Source organism: Billgrantia hypersalina (assembly GCF_052584175.1).
Map to the genome: position 1 here is coordinate 1 of NZ_JBMIQI010000012.1, position 17901 is coordinate 17901.

At 62.3% G+C, this 17901-nt stretch carries 13 protein-coding genes, 4 tRNA genes and 1 rRNA gene; all 18 read left to right on the forward strand.

Annotated features, from left to right (window positions below):
• Window positions 1-75 (forward strand): 5S ribosomal RNA (rrf, locus tag ACOJCM_RS10790); the annotation flags it as partial.
• A 116-nt stretch (window positions 76-191) separates the two neighbouring features.
• Window positions 192-1175 (forward strand): biotin--[acetyl-CoA-carboxylase] ligase, encoded by a 984-nt coding sequence (locus ACOJCM_RS10795; RefSeq protein WP_445212077.1) that lies wholly within the window; start codon window positions 192-194, stop codon window positions 1173-1175.
• Window positions 1172-2011: a type III pantothenate kinase gene (locus ACOJCM_RS10800; protein ID WP_445212078.1), complete on the forward strand. Its 840-nt coding sequence runs from the start codon at window positions 1172-1174 to the stop codon at window positions 2009-2011. Before ACOJCM_RS10795 ends, ACOJCM_RS10800 begins: the two co-directional genes overlap by 4 nt.
• Window positions 2012-2128: 117 nt before the next feature.
• Window positions 2129-2212, forward strand: a tRNA-Tyr gene (locus tag ACOJCM_RS10805).
• A gap of 46 nt (window positions 2213-2258) precedes the next feature.
• Window positions 2259-2332, forward strand: a tRNA-Gly gene (locus ACOJCM_RS10810).
• Window positions 2333-2366: 34 nt separating this feature from the next.
• Window positions 2367-2441 (forward strand) — tRNA-Thr (locus tag ACOJCM_RS10815).
• Between the two features lie 144 nt (window positions 2442-2585).
• Window positions 2586-2661: transfer RNA gene (locus ACOJCM_RS10820), tRNA-Trp, on the forward strand.
• Window positions 2662-2729: 68 nt separating this feature from the next.
• On the forward strand, window positions 2730-3098 hold the full coding sequence (gene secE, locus ACOJCM_RS10825) for a preprotein translocase subunit SecE (RefSeq protein ID WP_445212079.1): 369 nt from the start codon (window positions 2730-2732) through the stop codon (window positions 3096-3098).
• A gap of 8 nt (window positions 3099-3106) precedes the next feature.
• The gene (gene nusG / locus ACOJCM_RS10830) at window positions 3107-3640 is read left to right on the forward strand and encodes a transcription termination/antitermination protein NusG (RefSeq protein WP_010626455.1); all 534 of its coding nucleotides are present in this window, start codon (window positions 3107-3109) and stop codon (window positions 3638-3640) included.
• A 92-nt stretch (window positions 3641-3732) separates the two neighbouring features.
• A complete protein-coding gene (gene rplK, locus ACOJCM_RS10835; protein WP_071943762.1) occupies window positions 3733-4164 on the forward strand; it encodes a 50S ribosomal protein L11 in 432 nt (143 codons plus the stop codon).
• A gap of 2 nt (window positions 4165-4166) precedes the next feature.
• Window positions 4167-4859 (forward strand): 50S ribosomal protein L1, encoded by a 693-nt coding sequence (gene rplA, locus ACOJCM_RS10840; protein ID WP_445212080.1) that lies wholly within the window; start codon window positions 4167-4169, stop codon window positions 4857-4859.
• 266 nt (window positions 4860-5125) lie between these two features.
• Window positions 5126-5629: a 50S ribosomal protein L10 gene (rplJ, locus tag ACOJCM_RS10845; RefSeq protein ID WP_445212455.1), complete on the forward strand. Its 504-nt coding sequence runs from the start codon at window positions 5126-5128 to the stop codon at window positions 5627-5629.
• 86 nt (window positions 5630-5715) lie between these two features.
• A complete protein-coding gene (gene rplL / locus ACOJCM_RS10850; protein ID WP_445212081.1) occupies window positions 5716-6084 on the forward strand; it encodes a 50S ribosomal protein L7/L12 in 369 nt (122 codons plus the stop codon).
• A gap of 235 nt (window positions 6085-6319) precedes the next feature.
• Window positions 6320-10399 carry a DNA-directed RNA polymerase subunit beta gene (rpoB, locus tag ACOJCM_RS10855; protein ID WP_445212082.1) on the forward strand — a complete coding sequence of 1360 codons (4080 nt, stop codon included), beginning with the start codon at window positions 6320-6322 and terminating at the stop codon, window positions 10397-10399.
• A gap of 11 nt (window positions 10400-10410) precedes the next feature.
• Window positions 10411-14631, forward strand: a complete 4221-nt coding sequence (rpoC, locus tag ACOJCM_RS10860) for a DNA-directed RNA polymerase subunit beta' (protein WP_445212083.1) — start codon at window positions 10411-10413, stop codon at window positions 14629-14631.
• Window positions 14632-14770: 139 nt separating this feature from the next.
• On the forward strand, window positions 14771-15145 hold the full coding sequence (gene rpsL / locus ACOJCM_RS10865; protein WP_010626462.1) for a 30S ribosomal protein S12: 375 nt from the start codon (window positions 14771-14773) through the stop codon (window positions 15143-15145).
• A 111-nt stretch (window positions 15146-15256) separates the two neighbouring features.
• Window positions 15257-15727 (forward strand): 30S ribosomal protein S7, encoded by a 471-nt coding sequence (gene rpsG, locus ACOJCM_RS10870; protein WP_010626463.1) that lies wholly within the window; start codon window positions 15257-15259, stop codon window positions 15725-15727.
• Between the two features lie 45 nt (window positions 15728-15772).
• Complete coding sequence (gene fusA / locus ACOJCM_RS10875) at window positions 15773-17893, forward strand: elongation factor G (protein ID WP_445212084.1); 2121 nt, start codon at window positions 15773-15775, stop codon at window positions 17891-17893.
• Window positions 17894-17901: the final 8 nt, after the last annotated feature.

The following is a 17901-nucleotide window of genomic DNA, read 5'->3' on the forward strand; positions in this document are numbered from 1 at the left end:
GAACTCAGCAGTGAAACCGCTCAGCGCCGATGGTAGTGTGGGGCTTCCCCATGCGAGAGTAGGTCATCGTCAGGCATCTCTTCCCAAACCCCGCGTTCGAAAGAACGCGGGGTTTTTGTTTATCCGATCAATGCGTTTCCGTAACAGCGGCAGTTCGCTAGAATGGCTTTTTTCCCATCGGGGCATAGGGCATGACCATTGGCGACCTCATTCGGCTGCTGAGTGACGGTGAGTTTCACTCCGGCGAGCAGCTGGGAGAGCGGTTGGGTGTATCTCGCACCGCGGTATGGAAACAACTGAAAAAGCTAGAGGCCATGGACATCCCTCTCGAAGCGGTCAAGGGGCAGGGATATCGACTAACACAGCCGTTGGAGCTGCTGGATGGAAGCCAGATCGTTGCCGGTCTGTCACGGCAGGGGCGCCAGCATCTGGCCCGGCTATTTGTCGAGGAAACGTTGCCGTCCAGCAACGAATTTGTTCGTCAACGCTTTGCGCAAGGGGCCGGGCATGGCGAGGTGTGCCTGGTGGAGCAGCAGAGCGCGGGCCGCGGTCGCCGTGGGCGCGTCTGGTCGACCCCTTGGGGTCGGGCGCTCATGCTGTCGATTGGCTGGCGTTTCGAGTCCGGCATTGCCGTCCTTGAAGGGCTGAGCCTGGCGGTAGGTGTGGCCCTGGCCCGGGTGCTGGAACGCCACGGCATGACTCCCAGGCTCAAGTGGCCCAATGACGTCTTGTTGGAAGATGATGAGGGGGGGCTCGGCAAGCTGGCCGGCATCCTGGTCGAGATCAGTGGCGATACGACTGGGCCGTGTGAGGTCGTGGTGGGCATGGGAATCAATTTCGACCTACCTGTGAGTTTTCGTGAAAGAATTGAGCAGCGCGTGGCGGCGGTGGCCGACCAGGTTTCATCGCTTTCGCGAAACCGGCTAGCCGCTGAATTGCTGGACGAATTAATGCCGCTGCTGTCAGGCTATGAGTCGATTGGCTTCGCAGCCTGGCAGGGCGAATGGAACAAGCGTCACGCCTTCCAAGGATGTACGGTCGATGTTTTAAGGGGGCATCAGCGCATCGAGGCTATAGCCGAGGCGGTGGATGAGGCGGGCCATTTGTGGGTCCGTCATGGTGAGAGGCGCGAGCGCCTGGGGGGAGGGGAGATCAGCGTGCGTGGGCGTACATGATCCTTGACCTGGATATCGGCAACACGCTTTCCAAGTGGCGGTTGAAGGATGCCGACAGCAGCGAGATTCGCTCTCGCGGCGCTGTCTGGACCCGCGAGGAGTGGAAGCCCGGCTCCGATATTCCCGATCTCGACGTGGTCGAGGCGGTGCGTATCTCCAGCGTTGCGCGACAGGCGGTACTGGAGCAGACCGTGCCACTGCTGCAAAGTCGTGTGCGTAGCGTACACGTGGCACGTTCAGTACCCGAGGCGCTGGGAGTCGTCAATGGCTATGAGGAGCCCCACCGGCTGGGTGTCGACCGGTGGATGGGCGTGCTGGCAGGCTACCAGCTGGCCGGTGGCTGCTGCGCCGTGGATTGCGGTAGCGCCATCACCATCGATTTCGTGCTGCCGGGAGGGCGCCACCTGGGGGGCTATATTCTGCCGGGCCTGCGTCTGATGAAGGAGAGCCTCAAGCTCGGCACACGTAATGTCGCCATCGATCCGGACAGCGAAGCCGAGGAGTTGTTGCTTCCTGGCAGGCGCACCGTCGAGGCGGTCAACCATGGCATCTATCTGGCTGCCGTCAGTGCCGTCAATCGCATCTATGCCGAAGTGTGCGATCGCGAAGGGGTTGCCCTGCCGATGATACTCACAGGCGGCGATGCCCGCGTGGTGGCGCGTGGTGTGCAATCCCCCCATGCGGTATGGCCTGACATGGTTTACGGGGGGCTGGAGGCCTGCTTCCCGTTGACCGCGGCCGAGCGGGCCGGACGCATGTCCGGAGCGCCGCAGGTGCCCGCCCCGGCAGGGCTGGAAAAAATCCGTGCGGGCCTTGCATTCTCGATGTTGCTTTGACACAATGCAGCGCGTTCCAGGGCCTAGGGTGAGCCGGTTCGGCGCCCGATAGTGACAAGTTGCTAAAAAACAAGCACTTGACATGGCCTCGGCAGGCGGTAGAATAGTCCGCCATCTGGAGGGGTTCCCGAGTGGCCAAAGGGAGCAGACTGTAAATCTGCCGCGAAAGCTTCGAAGGTTCGAATCCTTCCCCCTCCACCAGATTGCCCCGCCTTGGGCGTTGTGCCGGGGCAGGAAGAGTGGGTAGGCGGGCATAGTTCAATGGTAGAACCTCAGCCTTCCAAGCTGATGATGCGGGTTCGATTCCCGCTGCCCGCTCCAGAAACTGGAAAGTGAAGTGGTAGCTGTAAATTGCGCTCATGTAGCTCAGGGGTAGAGCACACCCTTGGTAAGGGTGAGGTCGACGGTTCAAATCCGTCCATGAGCTCCAATTCGAAAAGGCGGGCTAAGGCTCGCCTTTTCTTTTCCTCCCGGTAGGAGTCTGCCGGGAAGGGTTGCCAGTCGGCGAGTCATCCGCTATCATGGCGCCCGCTGTTGTGCATGCTGCCTGCAAGAGGTGGGGCATATCAGATTCAGGCCAGTAGCTCAATTGGCAGAGCAGCGGTCTCCAAAACCGCAGGTTGGGGGTTCGATTCCCTCCTGGCCTGCCAACCTTCCCCAGGTTGGCATCTTTCATACGAACATACTCGATTGCCGCACCCTGAGGAGTCTCGTTTTCATGAAACATAACGCCGAGGTGCAGGAGTCGCGCCACGACGGGCTCAAGTGGGCGGTTGTCGTCACGTTGGTAGTGCTGGCGGTGGTGGGCAATACCTATTTTTCCGCCCAGCCGCTTCTCTATCGTGTGCTAGGTGTCGTCCTGCTCTGCGCGTGTGCTGCAGCGATTGCGCTGACGACCGCCAAGGGGCGGGATCTCGCCGAGCTAGCCAAGAACGCCAAGAAAGAAATTCAGCGTGTGGTGTGGCCTACCCGCCCCGAGACAGTGCAGACGACCGCCATCGTCCTGGTGGCCGTGCTTGTCGTCGGGCTGATGCTGTGGCTGATCGACACCCTTCTTAGCTGGGCGATGTCCGGCGTCATCGGTTAGGAGTCTTCATGTCCAAGCGTTGGTACGTCGTTCACGCCTACTCCGGCTTCGAGAAGCATGTCATGCGCTCCCTCAAGGAGCGCGTGAAGATGTATGGCATGGAGGATCGCTTCGGCGAGATCCTGGTGCCGACCGAAGAGGTGGTCGAGGTGCGTGACGGCAAGCGCCGCAAGAGTGAGCGCAAGTTCTATCCCGGCTATGTACTGGTCGAGATGGAGATGGACGACGGGACCTGGCACCTGGTCAACGAGACGCCCCGTGTCATGGGGTTCATCGGTGGCACCAAGGAGAAGCCTGCGCCGATCACGCAGAAGGAAGCCGATGCGATTCTGCGGCGGGTGAAGGACGGAAGCGACAAGCCGCGGCCCAAGACCATGTTCGAGCCGGGCCAGTCCGTGCGAGTCATCGACGGGCCCTTCGCCGACTTCAATGGTGTGGTCGAAGAGGTCAACTACGACAAGAGCCGCCTTCAGGTCAGTGTGCTGATCTTCGGTCGGGCGACGCCGGTCGAGCTGGAGTTCTCCCAAGTCGAGAAAGAGTGAGCGTTCTCGGCTTCAGATTTTATCGTCCGGCCGCTGCGGTGGCCGTTTAACCCGGGGAGCCGCAAGGCGCTAATACCCAACTGGAGTGCATCATGGCCAAGAAAGTACAGGCTTACATCAAGCTGCAGGTGGCAGCGGGTAAAGCCAATCCGAGTCCGCCCGTGGGGCCCGCGCTGGGTCAGCACGGTGTCAATATCATGGAATTCTGCAAGGCGTTCAACGCTGCGACCCAGGATATCGAGCCGGGTCTGCCGACTCCCGTGGTCATTACCGTCTATTCCGACCGCAGCTTTACCTTCATCACCAAGACGCCCCCCGCGGCCGTCCTGCTGAAGAAAGCGGCTGGCATCAAGTCCGGCTCGGGTGAGCCGAACAAGAAGAAGGTCGGTACCGTGACACGCGAGCAGCTCGAGGAGATTGCCAAGACCAAGGAGCCGGACCTGACGGCTGCCGATCTCGACGCCGCGGTGCGTACCATTGCCGGCAGTGCCCGTAGCATGGGCCTCAACGTGGAGGGTCTCTGATCATGGCCAAACTGTCCAAGCGTGCTCAGATGATTCGCGAGAAGGTCGACGCCTCCAAGGCGTACAGCCTGGAAGAGGCTGTGGCCCTGCTCGCCGAACTCTCCACCGTCAAGTTCAAGGAATCGCTGGATGTCGCCATCAACCTGGGCGTCGATCCGCGTAAATCCGACCAGGTGGTGCGCGGGGCGACCGTCATGCCCAACGGTACCGGTAAGGACGTGCGTGTCGCCGTGTTTGCCCAGGGCGCCAATGCCGATGCCGCCAAGGAAGCCGGTGCCGATATCGTCGGCATGGACGACCTGGCCGAGCAGGTCAAGAAGGGCCAGCTCGACTTCGATGTGGTCATCGCCTCGCCGGACGCCATGCGCGTCGTCGGCCAGTTGGGCCAGATCCTCGGTCCGCGAGGCCTGATGCCGAACCCCAAGGTCGGTACTGTGACGCCGGACGTGGCCACGGCGGTGAAGAATGCCAAGGCCGGTCAGGTGCGCTTCCGTACCGACAAGAACGGCATCATCCACACCACTTTGGGCAAGGTCGACTTCGACGCCGATGCCATCCGGGGCAACCTGGAGGCACTGGTTGCCGACCTCAAGCGGCTCAAGCCGAGTACGTCCAAGGGTATTTATTTCAAGAAGGTCACCCTGTCCACTACCATGGGCCCGGGCCTGACCGTCGATCATTCTGCTTTCGTCTAAGCGCAGGCAGAAGTAAACGTTGCAAGAACTTTGCGGTCCCCGAATGCCCAGTTCGTCAGGGTGTGAGGGGCGCCGTCAAAGACCGCAGGTGCCGCCCTCTCTCGAGTGGGCGGCTTAATCTCCCCTAGGGGGCCTGCGCAGATGGTGTGGCCGCCAGAACGCTGGTGAGCACCATCACCCAGGACTTCCGTCGACGCCTCGTGCCTGGCGGAAGAGATGGTAACCCCCGGAACTCCCTGTGGTTCCGGCACGAAGGAGTGATCACTGTGCCACTAGCACTCGAAGGCAAGAAGGCGATAGTTGCCGAGGTCAGTGAAGCCGCCAAGGGCGCACTCTCCGTCGTAGTTGCCGATTCTCGTGGCGTTACGGTCGAGAAAATGACCGACCTGCGCAAGCAGGCGCGCGAGAATGGCGTCCAGATGCGTGTTGTTCGCAACACCCTGGCGCGCCGCGCCCTCTCGGGCACTCAGTGGGAGTGTCTGAATGAGAGCTTCGTTGGTCCGACTCTGCTGGCCTTTTCCTATGAGCATCCGGGCGCTGCCGCTCGCTTGTTCAAGGAATTTGCCAAAGGACAGAAGGACTTCGAAGTCAAGGCGCTGGCCTACGAAGGCGAATTGATCCCGGCTTCCGACCTTGACCGTCTGGCGACCCTGCCGACTTATGACGAGGCCATCGCCAAGCTGATGTCCGTCATGAAGGAGGCTTCCGCCGGCAAGCTGGTTCGTACTCTGGCTGCCCTGCGCGACAAGAAGCAGGAAGAAGCCGCCTGATCGTCGAACTCATGGCTATAGCCTGAATCGAACACTGAATAGAGCGCTCGGTGCGCCGAGGCTCCCGCAAAGTTAGGAATATGAAAATGGCACTGTCTCAAGAAGATATCATCAACGCCGTCGCTGAAATGTCCGTCATGGAAGTGGCCGAGCTGGTCTCTGCCATGGAAGAGAAGTTCGGCGTTTCTGCTGCCGCCGCTGTCGTGGCCGGCCCCGCTGCTGCTGGCGAAGCCGCCGAAGAGCAGACCGAATTCGACCTGGTGCTGACCAGCGCCGGCGACAAGAAGGTCAACGTGATCAAGGCCGTGCGCGAGATCACCGGTCTGGGCCTGAAGGAAGCCAAGGGTGCCGTCGACGGCGCTCCGGCGACCATCAAGGAAGCCATGTCCAAGGACGAGGCCGAAGAGGCCAAGAAGAAGCTGGAAGAAGCCGGCGCAACCGTGGAACTCAAGTAACCCCTTGGTTTCCATGGCTTCACGCGCTGCGTAAGCTTCCATGGCTGGTGGCGGGCCTTCCCGCTGCCGGCCTTTTTCTGTTGCACTAGCGCCTTGCTGACGCAGCGTCGCTAGAAGAATCCCGACGGCGAGCTACCTCTTGTGGAGCTTGCCGTCAGCGCCTGACGGGAGCGGTCCCGTCAGGCGGCGCCGACCACGCATCGGTCACCCATGGTGAACAAGCTGGGGAATACAGATGGCTTACTCATACACTGAGAAAAAACGCATCCGCAAGGATTTCGGCAAACTGCCCCAAGTGATGGATGTGCCCTACCTGCTGGCGATCCAGCTTGATTCCTACTACGACTTTCTCCAGCAGGACCGCTCGGCCGATGAGCGCCTCGAGGTGGGGCTGCATGCGGCCTTTAAGTCGGTGTTCCCGATCGAGAGCTTCTCCGGCAACGCCGCGCTCGAGTATGTCAGCTACCGCTTCGGTACCCCGGCATTCGACGTCAAGGAGTGCCAGCTGCGTGGTGTTACCTATTCCGCCCCCCTGCGGGTGAAGGTTCGCTTGATCATCTATGATCGCGACTCTTCGAACAAGGCCATCAAGGACATCAAGGAGCAGGAAGTCTACATGGGGGAAATCCCCCTGATGACTGAGAACGGCACCTTCGTGGTCAACGGCACCGAGCGGGTCATTGTTTCCCAGCTGCACCGCTCGCCGGGTGTGTTCTTCGACCATGACAAGGGCAAGAGCCACTCCTCCGGCAAGCTGCTCTACTCGGCACGCGTGATTCCCTACCGTGGCTCCTGGCTCGACTTCGAGTTCGATCCCAAGGACAACGTCTTCGTGCGCATCGACCGTCGCCGCAAACTGCCGGCCACGGTACTGCTGCGTGCGTTGGGCATGAGCGCCGAGGAGATCCTCGACGAGTTCTTCGACACCAGCACCTTCCATATCGAGAAGAGCGGCTTCTCGGTGGATCTGGTGCCGTCGCGCCTGCGCGGCGAGACCGCGACCTTCGACATCAAGGATGCCGACGGCAACCTGATCGTCGAAGAGGGGCGTCGCATCACCCAGAAGCATATCCGCCAGCTGGAGAAGGCCGGCCTCGAGCGCCTCGAGGTGCCGATGGATTACCTGTTCGGCAAGACCCTGGCCAAGGATCAGGTCGACCCGAATACCGGCGAGCTCATCTGCCCCTGTAACAGCGTGATCACACCCGAGCTGCTGGAAAAGATCGGCCAGGCGGGTATCACCTCGCTCGAGACCCTGTACACCAACGATCTCGATTGCGGTCCGTTCATCTCCGAGACCCTGCGCCTGGACACCACTGGTTCGCAGCTCGAGGCGCTGGTCGAGATCTACCGCATGATGCGCCCCGGCGAGCCGCCGACCAAGGAAGCCGCCGAGACGCTGTTCCACAATCTGTTCTTCACCGAGGACCGCTACGACCTCTCCGGCGTCGGTCGCATGAAGTTCAATCGTCGCCTGCGTCGGGATTCCGACACCGGCTCCGGCGTGCTCGACAATCGCGACATCCTCGATGTGCTCAAGGAGCTGATCTATATCCGCAACGGCTTTGGTGAAGTCGACGATATCGATCACCTGGGCAACCGCCGAATCCGCTGCGTCGGCGAAATGGCCGAGAACCAGTTCCGCGTGGGCCTGGTACGTGTCGAGCGTGCGGTCAAGGAACGTCTCTCCATGGCCGAGAGCGAAGGCCTGATGCCGCAGGACCTGATCAATGCCAAGCCCGTTGCCGCGGCGGTCAAGGAGTTCTTCGGTTCAAGCCAGCTGTCCCAGTTCATGGACCAGAACAACCCGCTTTCCGAGGTCACCCACAAGCGCCGCGTCTCCGCGCTTGGCCCGGGCGGCCTGACGCGTGAACGGGCCGGCTTCGAGGTGCGCGACGTTCACGCCACGCACTACGGACGTCTGTGCCCGATCGAGACGCCGGAAGGGCCGAACATCGGCCTGATCAACTCGCTGGCCACGTACAGCCACACCAACAGCTACGGCTTCCTCGAGACGCCGTATCGTAAAGTAGTGGATCGCCAGGTGACCGACGAGGTGGTGCACCTCTCGGCCATCGAAGAGGGCGATTACATCATCGCCCAGGCATCGGCCAGCGTGGATGAGTCGAACAAGCTGGTGGATGATCTGGTGCAGGTGCGTCACAAGGGCGAGACCACCTTCATGCGTCCCGAGCAGGTGACGCTGATGGATGTGTCGCCGCGTCAGGTCGTCTCCGTGGCCGCGGCGCTGATCCCGTTCCTTGAGCACGACGACGCCAACCGCGCCCTGATGGGCTCGAACATGCAGCGTCAGGCGGTGCCGACCCTGCGTGCCGAGAAGCCGCTGGTGGGCACCGGCATGGAGCGCTTCGTCGCCCGCGACTCCGGCGTCTGCGCCGTGGCGCGTCGCGGCGGTGTGATCGATTCGGTCGATGCCAAGCGTATCGTGGTGCGTATCAACGAGGACGAGATCATCGGCGGCGAGGCCGGCGTCGATATCTACAACCTCACTAAGTACGTGCGCTCCAACCAGAACACCTGCATGAATCAGCGCCCGATCGTACGCCCCGGTGATGTGGTCGAACGCGGCGATATCCTGGCCGACGGCCCCTCCGTCGACATGGGTGACCTGGCCCTGGGCCAGAACATGCGCATCGCCTTCATGCCCTGGAACGGCTACAACTTCGAGGATTCGATCCTGCTCTCGGAGCGGGTGGTACAGGAAGATCGCTTTACCACCATCCATATCCAGGAGCTGACCTGCGTCTCGCGAGACACCAAGCTGGGGCCGGAAGAGATCACCTCCGACATCCCCAACGTCGGTGAGTCGGCGCTGGCCAAGCTCGATGAGGCCGGCGTGGTGTATATCGGTGCCGAAGTGGGGCCGGGCGACATCCTGGTGGGCAAGGTCACGCCCAAGGGCGAAACTCAGTTGACGCCCGAGGAGAAGCTGCTGCGGGCGATTTTCGGCGAGAAGGCCTCCGACGTGAAGGACACCTCGCTGCGCGCACCCACCGGCATGAAGGGCACCGTCATCGATGTGCAGGTGTTCACGCGTGACGGCGTGGAGAAGGATTCACGTGCGCTTGCCATCGAGCAGATGCAGCTCGACGAAGTGCGCAAGGACCTTCAGGAGACCTACCGCATCGCCGAGGACGCCACCTTCGAGCGACTCAAGCGGGCCCTGGCCGGCCAGCCGGTCAATGGCGGTCCCAAGCTGAAAAAAGGAGACGTGCTCTCCGACAGCTATCTGGAGGAGCTGCCGCGTCAGCAGTGGTTCAAGCTGCGTCTGCAGGACGAGTCGCTCAATGAGCTGCTGGCTCAGGCCGACGAACAGCTCGAAAACCGCCGCAAGGAAATGGAAGAGCGCTTCGAGGACAAGAAGCGCAAGCTGACCCAGGGCGACGACCTGGCGCCGGGCGTGCTCAAGATCGTCAAGGTCTACATGGCGGTCAAGCGCCGCATCCAGCCGGGCGACAAGATGGCCGGGCGCCACGGCAACAAGGGTGTCATCTCCGCCATCATGCCGGTGGAGGACATGCCTTTCGACGACAACGGCGTGCCGGTCGACATCGTCCTGAACCCGCTGGGCGTACCTTCGCGCATGAACGTGGGCCAGATCCTCGAGACCCACCTGGGCCTGGCCGCTCAGGGCCTTGGCGTCAAGATCGATGCCATGCTGCGCGACGCACGCGAGCAGCAGGTGGCGCAGATCCGCGAGTTCCTCGGCGAGGTGTACAACTCCACGCCGGGCACGCGCACCGAAGACATCGATTCGCTGAGCGACGACGAGGTCATCGCCCTGGCCAAGAACCTGCGCGGCGGCGTGCCAATGGCATCGCCGGTATTCGATGGCGCGGCCGAAGGCGAGATCAAGCACCTGCTGCGCCTGGCCGACCTGCCGGATTCTGGCCAGATGACGCTGTACGACGGGCGTACCGGTGACGCCTTCGACCGCCCGGTGACGGTGGGCTACATGTACATGCTCAAGCTCAACCACCTGGTGGACGACAAGATGCACGCCCGTTCCACTGGCTCCTACTCGCTCGTTACCCAGCAGCCGCTGGGCGGCAAGGCGCAGTTCGGTGGCCAGCGTTTCGGTGAGATGGAGGTGTGGGCGCTGGAAGCCTACGGCGCCGCCTACACGCTCCAGGAGATGCTCACGGTGAAGTCCGACGACGTGGAAGGTCGCACCAAGATGTACAAGAGCATTGTCGACGGCGACCACACCATGCATGCCGGCATGCCGGAATCCTTCAACGTACTGGTGAAGGAAATCCGCTCGCTGGGCATCGATATCGAGTTAGAGAGCTAGGAGCCGACTCCATGAAAGATTTGGTGAAAGTACTCAAATCGCAGTCACAGTCCGAAGAGTTCGACGCGATCAAGATTTCGCTCGCCTCGCCGGACATGATTCGCTCCTGGTCCTACGGTGAGGTCAAGAAGCCCGAGACCATCAACTACCGCACTTTCAAGCCGGAGCGGGACGGGCTGTTCTGCGCCAAGATCTTCGGTCCGGTGAAGGACTACGAGTGCCTGTGCGGCAAGTACAAGCGCATGAAGCACCGCGGTATCATCTGCGAGAAGTGCGGCGTCGAGGTGACCAAGGCGGCCGTGCGCCGCGAGCGCATGGGCCACATCGAGCTGGCTTCGCCGGTTGCCCACATCTGGTTCCTCAAGTCGCTGCCGTCGCGCATCGGCATGTTCCTCGACATGACCCTGCGCGACATCGAGCGGGTGCTCTACTTCGAAAGCTTCGTGGTCATCGACCCGGGCATGACCACGCTCGAGCGCGGTCAGCTGCTCAATGACGAGCAGTACTTCGAGGCACTCGAGGAGTTCGGCGACGACTTCGACGCCCGCATGGGCGCCGAGGCGATCCAGGCCCTGCTCAAGGACATCGACCTCGGCGAGGAGGTCGACCGCCTGCGCGAGGAGATCCCGCAGACCAATTCCGAGACCAAGATCAAGAAGCTCTCCAAGCGGCTCAAGCTGCTGGAGGCCTTCCTCAACTCCGGCAACGATCCGGCGTGGATGGTCATGGAGGTGCTGCCGGTGCTGCCCCCGGACCTGCGTCCGCTGGTGCCGCTGGACGGCGGCCGTTTCGCCACCTCCGACCTCAACGACCTCTATCGCCGGGTGATCAACCGCAATAACCGTCTCAAGCGACTGCTCGACCTCAATGCGCCGGATATCATCGTGCGCAACGAGAAGCGCATGCTGCAGGAAGCGGTCGATGCGCTGCTCGACAACGGTCGTCGCGGTCGTGCGATCACCGGGTCCAACAAGCGCCCGCTGAAGTCGCTGGCCGACATGATCAAGGGCAAGCAGGGGCGTTTCCGTCAGAACCTGCTGGGCAAGCGCGTCGACTACTCCGGCCGCTCGGTCATCACCGTCGGCCCGACCCTGCGCCTGCACCAGTGCGGTCTGCCCAAGAAGATGGCGCTGGAGCTGTTCAAGCCGTTTATCTATTCCAAGCTGCAGGCGCTGGGCCATGCGTCGACCATCAAGGCCGCCAAGAAGATGGTCGAGCGCGAACTGCCCGAGGTGTGGGATATCCTCGCCGATGTCATTCGCGAGCATCCGGTGCTGCTCAATCGCGCCCCGACCCTGCACCGCCTGGGCATCCAGGCCTTCGAGCCGCTGCTGATCGAGGGCAAGGCGATCCAGCTGCACCCGCTCGTGTGTGCGGCCTATAACGCCGACTTCGACGGCGACCAGATGGCGGTGCACGTGCCGCTGACCCTGGAAGCCCAGCTAGAAGCGCGCGCGTTGATGATGGCGACCAACAACGTGCTGTCACCGGCCAACGGCGATCCGATCATCGTGCCGTCCCAGGACGTGGTGCTGGGTCTGTACTACATGACCCGCGAGAAGATCAATGCCAAGGGCGAGGGCATGGTGTTCTCCGACCTCAACGAGGTCGAGCGCGCTTTCGGTACCCAGAGCGTGTCGCTGCACTCGCGGGTCAAGGTGCGCCTCACCGAGGTGCTGGTCGACGAGGAAACCGGTGAGCGCAGCACCGCGCGTACGCTGTACGATACTACCGTGGGCCGTGCGCTGCTGTTCCGTATTCTGCCCGACGGCGTACCCTTCGAGCTGGTCGACCAGCCGATGAAGAAGAAGGCGATATCCAGGCTCCTCAACGAGGTGTATCGCCGCGCCGGCCTCAAGCCGACCGTCATCTTTGCCGACCAGCTGATGTACACCGGCTTTCGCATGGCGACCTGGTCGGGTGCCTCCATTGGTGTCAACGACTTCGTCATTCCCGAGGCCAAGGGCGAAATCGTCGAGGCAGCCGAAGCCGAGGTCAAGGAGATCGAGGACCAGTTCTCCTCAGGTCTCGTGACCGCCGGCGAGAAGTACAACAAGGTCATCGACATCTGGTCCAAGGCCAACGACAAGGTGGCCAAGGCAATGATGGCGGGTATCTCCAAGGAGACCGTGATCGACCGCGACGGCAACGAGGTGGAGCAGGACTCGTTCAACAGCGTATTCATCATGGCCGACTCCGGAGCGCGTGGTAGTGCCGCCCAGATTCGCCAGCTGGCGGGCATGCGCGGCCTGATGGCCAAGCCGGACGGCTCGATCATCGAAACGCCGATCGTCGCGAACTTCCGTGAGGGCCTGAACGTACTGCAGTACTTCATCTCGACCCACGGCGCGCGGAAGGGCCTGGCGGACACGGCGCTCAAGACCGCCAACTCCGGTTACCTGACTCGTCGCCTGGTCGACGTGGCGCAGGACATGGTGATCACAGAGACCGATTGCGGCACCGAGCAGGGCCTGACCCTGCATCCGGTCATCGAGGGTGGCGACATCATCGTCTCGCTGGCACAGCGTGTGCTGGGCCGCGTGGTGGCTCAGGATGTCATCGACCCCAGCACCGACGAGGTGTTGATCGAGAAGGGCACACTGCTCGACGAGGCCTGGTGTGAGCGTCTCGACACCATGGGTGTCGACGAGATCGTGGTGCGCAGCGCCATCGCCTGTGAGTCGACCCATGGGGTCTGTTCGTCGTGCTATGGCCGCGACCTGGCGCGCGGGCATCAGGTCAACATCGGCGAGGCAGTCGGCGTCATTGCCGCCCAGTCGATCGGCGAGCCGGGTACACAGCTGACCATGCGGACGTTCCACATCGGTGGTGCGGCATCGCGCGCCTCTGCAGTGGACAGCGTCCAGGTCAAGCACGGCGGCAAGGTACGCCTGCATAACATGAAGTTCGTCGAGCGCACCGACGGCAAGCTGGTGGTGGTGTCCCGCTCCAGCGCACTGGCGGTGGCCGACGAGCACGGCCGCGAGCGCGAGTACTACAAGCTGCCCTACGGCGCCGAGCTGTCGGTGAAGGATGGCGAGGCGGTCGATGCCGGCCAGATGGTTGCCAAGTGGGATCCGCATACCCACCCGATCATCGCCGAGGTCGAGGGCAAGGTGCAGTACGTCGACATGGTCGAGGGCGTCACCATCCACCGCAGCGTGGACGAGATGACCGGCCTCTCCTCCATCGAGGTGATCGAATCGGCAGCGCGTCCGCAAGCCGGCCGCGACAGCCGCCCGATGATTCTGCTCACCGACGAAAGCGGCGAGCCGGTCAGCGTGGCGGGCTCCAACACCCCGGTGCAGTACCTGCTGCCGGGCAAGGCGATCGTCTCGGTGGACAATGGCGCCAAGATTGGCGTCGGCGAGATCGTTGCGCGTATCCCGGTGGAAGCGTCAGGTAACAAGGACATCACCGGCGGTCTGCCCCGCGTGGCCGACCTGTTCGAGGCGCGTAAGCCGAAGGAGCCGGCAATCCTCGCCGAGATCAGCGGCACGATCAGCTTCGGCAAGGAGACCAAGGGCAAGCGGCGCCTGACGATCACGCCGGATGACGGCAGTGATCCGTTCGAGATGCTGATTCCCAAGTGGCGACAGATCGCGGTGTTCGAAGGCGAGACGGTGGAGAAGGGCGAGGTGATCTCCGACGGGCCGAGCAATCCGCACGACATCCTGCGGCTGCTGGGCGTGGCGGAGCTGGCCAAGTACATCACCGCCGAGATCCAGGAGGTCTACCGCCTCCAGGGCGTGGGCATCAACGACAAGCACATCGAAGTGATCGTGCGACAGATGCTGCGCAAGGTCGAGATCACGGATTCCGGCGACTCCGAGTTCATTCCGGGCGACCAGGTCGAGCTGGTCCGGGTGCTTGAGGAAAATGCCCGGCTGGAGCAGGCCGAGAAATTTCCGGCCAAGTACCAGCGCGTGCTGCTGGGGATCACCAAGGCCAGCCTGGCCACCGAATCGTTCATCTCCGCCGCCTCCTTCCAGGAGACCACGCGGGTGCTGACCGAAGCGGCGGTGACCGGCAAGCGCGACTACCTGCGCGGCCTCAAGGAGAACGTGGTGGTCGGCCGCCTGATCCCGGCGGGTACAGGGTTGGCTCATCACCAGGAGCGTCGCCGCAAGCGCGAAGACACCGAGCGGCTGCTCCATCCGTCGGCTTTCGACGTCGAGCAGGAGCTGGGTGCCCAGCTCACTGCCCTCGATTCGGACGACGACGAGCTGTAAGCAGTGCGGGGAAGGGTGTCAGGCGCGTGCGCTTGACGCCCTACCCCGTTAGACCTTAGAATGCGCAGCCTTTAACAGTGGGGTGGGTGCGCCCGCGCCCGCTGGAAGGCAAGGCAACCATTGGAGTCAGCTACACAACATGGCAACGATCAATCAGCTCGTGCGCAAGCCGCGCAAGCGCCCCGCCGCCAAGAGCGACGTGCCGGCGCTGCAGGCCTGCCCGCAGAAGCGCGGCGTTTGCACCCGCGTCTACACCACCACCCCGAAGAAGCCGAACTCGGCCTTGCGTAAGGTCTGCCGTGTGCGCCTGACCAACGGTTTCGAGGTTTCGTCCTATATCGGCGGTGAAGGCCACAACCTTCAGGAACACTCTGTCGTGCTGATCCGCGGCGGCCGTGTCAAGGACTTGCCCGGTGTGCGTTACCACACCGTTCGCGGCGCCCTCGACACCTCCGGCGTGCAGAATCGTAAGCAGGGCCGTTCCAAGTACGGCACCAAGCGTCCGAAGTCCTGATCGGCATCGGTACGCAACCAGAATCAATTTCGGTCTGATAAGAGTAAGGCCGGGCGTCGCTAGGCGAGAGTCCCGGGTTTGCCTGAAAGACCCTTCGCTAGAGGGCTTGTCATGCCTAGAAGAAGAGTAGTAGCCAAGCGCGAGATCCTGCCGGATCCCAAGTTCGGAAGCGAGCGCCTGGCCAAGTTCATGAACCACCTGATGGTCAGCGGCAAGAAGTCCACAGCTGAGCGTATCGTCTATGGTGCGCTGGACACGGTTGCCGAGCGTAGCAAGGAAGAGCCGCTGGAGATTTTCGATCGCGCGCTGGAAGCGATCCAGCCGATGGTCGAAGTGAAATCCCGCCGCGTCGGCGGTGCGACCTATCAGGTGCCGGTTGAAGTCCGTCCCTCGCGTCGTCAGGCACTGGCCATGCGCTGGCTGGTGGATGCGGCGCGCAAGCGTGGTGAGAAGACCATGGTGCAGCGTCTCGCCGGTGAGATGCTCGATGCCGCCGAGGGCAAGGGCTCTGCAGTCAAGAAGCGTGAAGACGTGCATCGCATGGCCGAGGCCAATAAGGCGTTCTCGCACTACCGCTTCTAAGTGCAGCGCTTCTAAACGCATCGCCAACCAACGGGGAGTTCCACCGTGGCTCGCAAGACTCCACTCAAGCGCTATCGTAATATCGGTATCGTCGCTCACGTCGATGCCGGCAAGACCACCACGACCGAGCGCGTCCTGTTCTATACCGGCCTGTCCCACAAGGTGGGCGAGGTTCATGACGGCGCTGCCACCATGGACTGGATGGAGCAGGAGCAGGAGCGTGGCATCACCATCACCTCCGCGGCGACCACCTGCTTCTGGCAGGGCATGAACAAGCAGTTCGATGAGCACCGCATCAACATCATCGACACCCCCGGGCACGTCGACTTCACCATCGAGGTGGAGCGTTCCCTGCGCGTGCTCGACGGCGCCGTGGTGGTGCTGTGCGGCTCCTCCGGCGTGCAGCCGCAGACCGAGACCGTGTGGCGTCAGGCCAACAAGTACGAAGTGCCGCGCATGGTGTTCGTCAACAAGATGGACCGTACCGGCGCAGACTTCTTCATGGTCGTCGATCAGCTCAAGAAGCGCCTGAACGCCAATGCGGTGCCGATCCAGATCAACTGGGGCACCGAAGAGGATTTCAAGGGCGTCATCGACCTGATCCAGATGAAGGCTATCCTGTGGGACGAGGAGAGCCTGGGCATGAACTACGAGCTGGTCGATATCCCGGCCGAGCTCCAGGAAACCGCCGAGGAATACCGCGAGCAGATGGTCGAAGCCGCTGCCGAGGCCTCCGAAGAGCTGATGGACAAGTACCTCGAAGAGGGTGAGCTGTCCGTCGAGGAGATCAAGTCCGGTCTGCGTCGTCGCACCCTGGACAACGAGATCGTGCTGGTGACGTGCGGCTCAGCGTTTAAGAACAAGGGCGTACAGGCGGTGCTGGATGGCGTCATCGAGTACATGCCGTCACCCACCGAGGTCAAGGCCATCGAGGGTGAGCTCGACGACAAGGACGGCACCATCGCTACCCGCGAGGCCGACGATAGCGCTCCCTTCGCCGCGCTGGCCTTCAAGATCGCCACCGATCCCTTCGTTGGCACGCTGACCTTCATTCGCGTCTACTCCGGTGTCCTCAACTCCGGTGATAGCGTATTCAACTCGGTCAAGCAGAAGAAGGAGCGCGTGGGTCGTATCGTGCAGATGCATGCCAACTCGCGCGAGGAGATCAAGGAAGTGCGGGCTGGCGACATCGCTGCCTGTATCGGGCTCAAGGATGTCACCACCGGTGATACCCTGTGTGACCTTGAGAACAAGATCGTGCTGGAGCGCATGGAGTTCCCCGATCCTGTGATTTCCGTGGCCGTGGAGCCGAAATCTAAGGCCGACCAGGAGAAGATGGGCGTGGCGCTGGGCAAGCTGGCCCAGGAGGACCCGTCGTTCCGCGTCAAGACCGACGAGGAAACTGGCCAGACCATCATCTCCGGCATGGGCGAGCTGCACCTGGACATCATCGTCGACCGCATGCGTCGCGAGTTCAAGGTCGAGGCCAATATCGGCAAGCCGCAGGTCGCCTACCGCGAAACCATTCGCGGAAAGGTCGAGCAGGAAGGCAAGTTCGTACGTCAGTCCGGCGGTCGTGGCCAGTACGGTCATGTCTGGCTGCGTATCGAGCCGCTCACCGAGGCGGACAAGGGCGAAGATGAAGACATGCACTTCAAGTTCGCTTCCGAGATCGTCGGCGGTGTGGTACCCAAGGAGTACGTGGGTGCCGTCGAGAAAGGGGCCTATGAGCAGCTGCAGAACGGCGTCATCGCGGGCTACCCGATGATCGACGTCAAGGTCACGCTGTACGATGGTTCCTACCATGACGTGGACTCGAACGAGAACGCGTTCAAGGTCGCCTCTTCCATGGCAGTCAAGGAAGGGGCCCGCAAGGCCAAGGCCGTGCTGCTGGAGCCGGTGATGAGGGTCGAAGTCGTGACGCCCGAGGATTTCATGGGTGACGTCATGGGTGACCTGAACCGTCGCCGTGGTCTGGTGCAGGGCATGGATGACTCTTCCTCCGGCAAGGTCATCCGCGCGATGGTGCCTCTGGGCGAGATGTTCGGTTACGCGACCGATCTGCGTTCTCAGACCCAGGGTCGTGCGAGCTACACTATGGAGTTCGCGAGCTACGAAGAGGCGCCCTCCAGCATCGTTGAAGCCGTCATCAACCAGAAAGGCTAACCGCTAGC

What these genes read in the sequence shown, in the direction of transcription:
- ACOJCM_RS10795 (WP_445212077.1), top strand. Translation starts at nt 192, where the DNA reads ATGACCATTGGCGACCTCATTCGGCTGCTGAGTGACGGTGAGTTTCAC.
- ACOJCM_RS10800 (WP_445212078.1), top strand. Translation starts at nt 1,172, where the DNA reads ATGATCCTTGACCTGGATATCGGCAACACGCTTTCCAAGTGGCGGTTG.
- secE (WP_445212079.1), top strand. Translation starts at nt 2,730, where the DNA reads ATGAAACATAACGCCGAGGTGCAGGAGTCGCGCCACGACGGGCTCAAG.
- nusG (WP_010626455.1), top strand. Translation starts at nt 3,107, where the DNA reads ATGTCCAAGCGTTGGTACGTCGTTCACGCCTACTCCGGCTTCGAGAAG.
- rplK (WP_071943762.1), top strand. Translation starts at nt 3,733, where the DNA reads ATGGCCAAGAAAGTACAGGCTTACATCAAGCTGCAGGTGGCAGCGGGT.
- rplA (WP_445212080.1), top strand. Translation starts at nt 4,167, where the DNA reads ATGGCCAAACTGTCCAAGCGTGCTCAGATGATTCGCGAGAAGGTCGAC.
- rplL (WP_445212081.1), top strand. Translation starts at nt 5,716, where the DNA reads ATGGCACTGTCTCAAGAAGATATCATCAACGCCGTCGCTGAAATGTCC.
- rpoB (WP_445212082.1), top strand. Translation starts at nt 6,320, where the DNA reads ATGGCTTACTCATACACTGAGAAAAAACGCATCCGCAAGGATTTCGGC.
- rpoC (WP_445212083.1), top strand. Translation starts at nt 10,411, where the DNA reads ATGAAAGATTTGGTGAAAGTACTCAAATCGCAGTCACAGTCCGAAGAG.
- rpsL (WP_010626462.1), top strand. Translation starts at nt 14,771, where the DNA reads ATGGCAACGATCAATCAGCTCGTGCGCAAGCCGCGCAAGCGCCCCGCC.
- rpsG (WP_010626463.1), top strand. Translation starts at nt 15,257, where the DNA reads ATGCCTAGAAGAAGAGTAGTAGCCAAGCGCGAGATCCTGCCGGATCCC.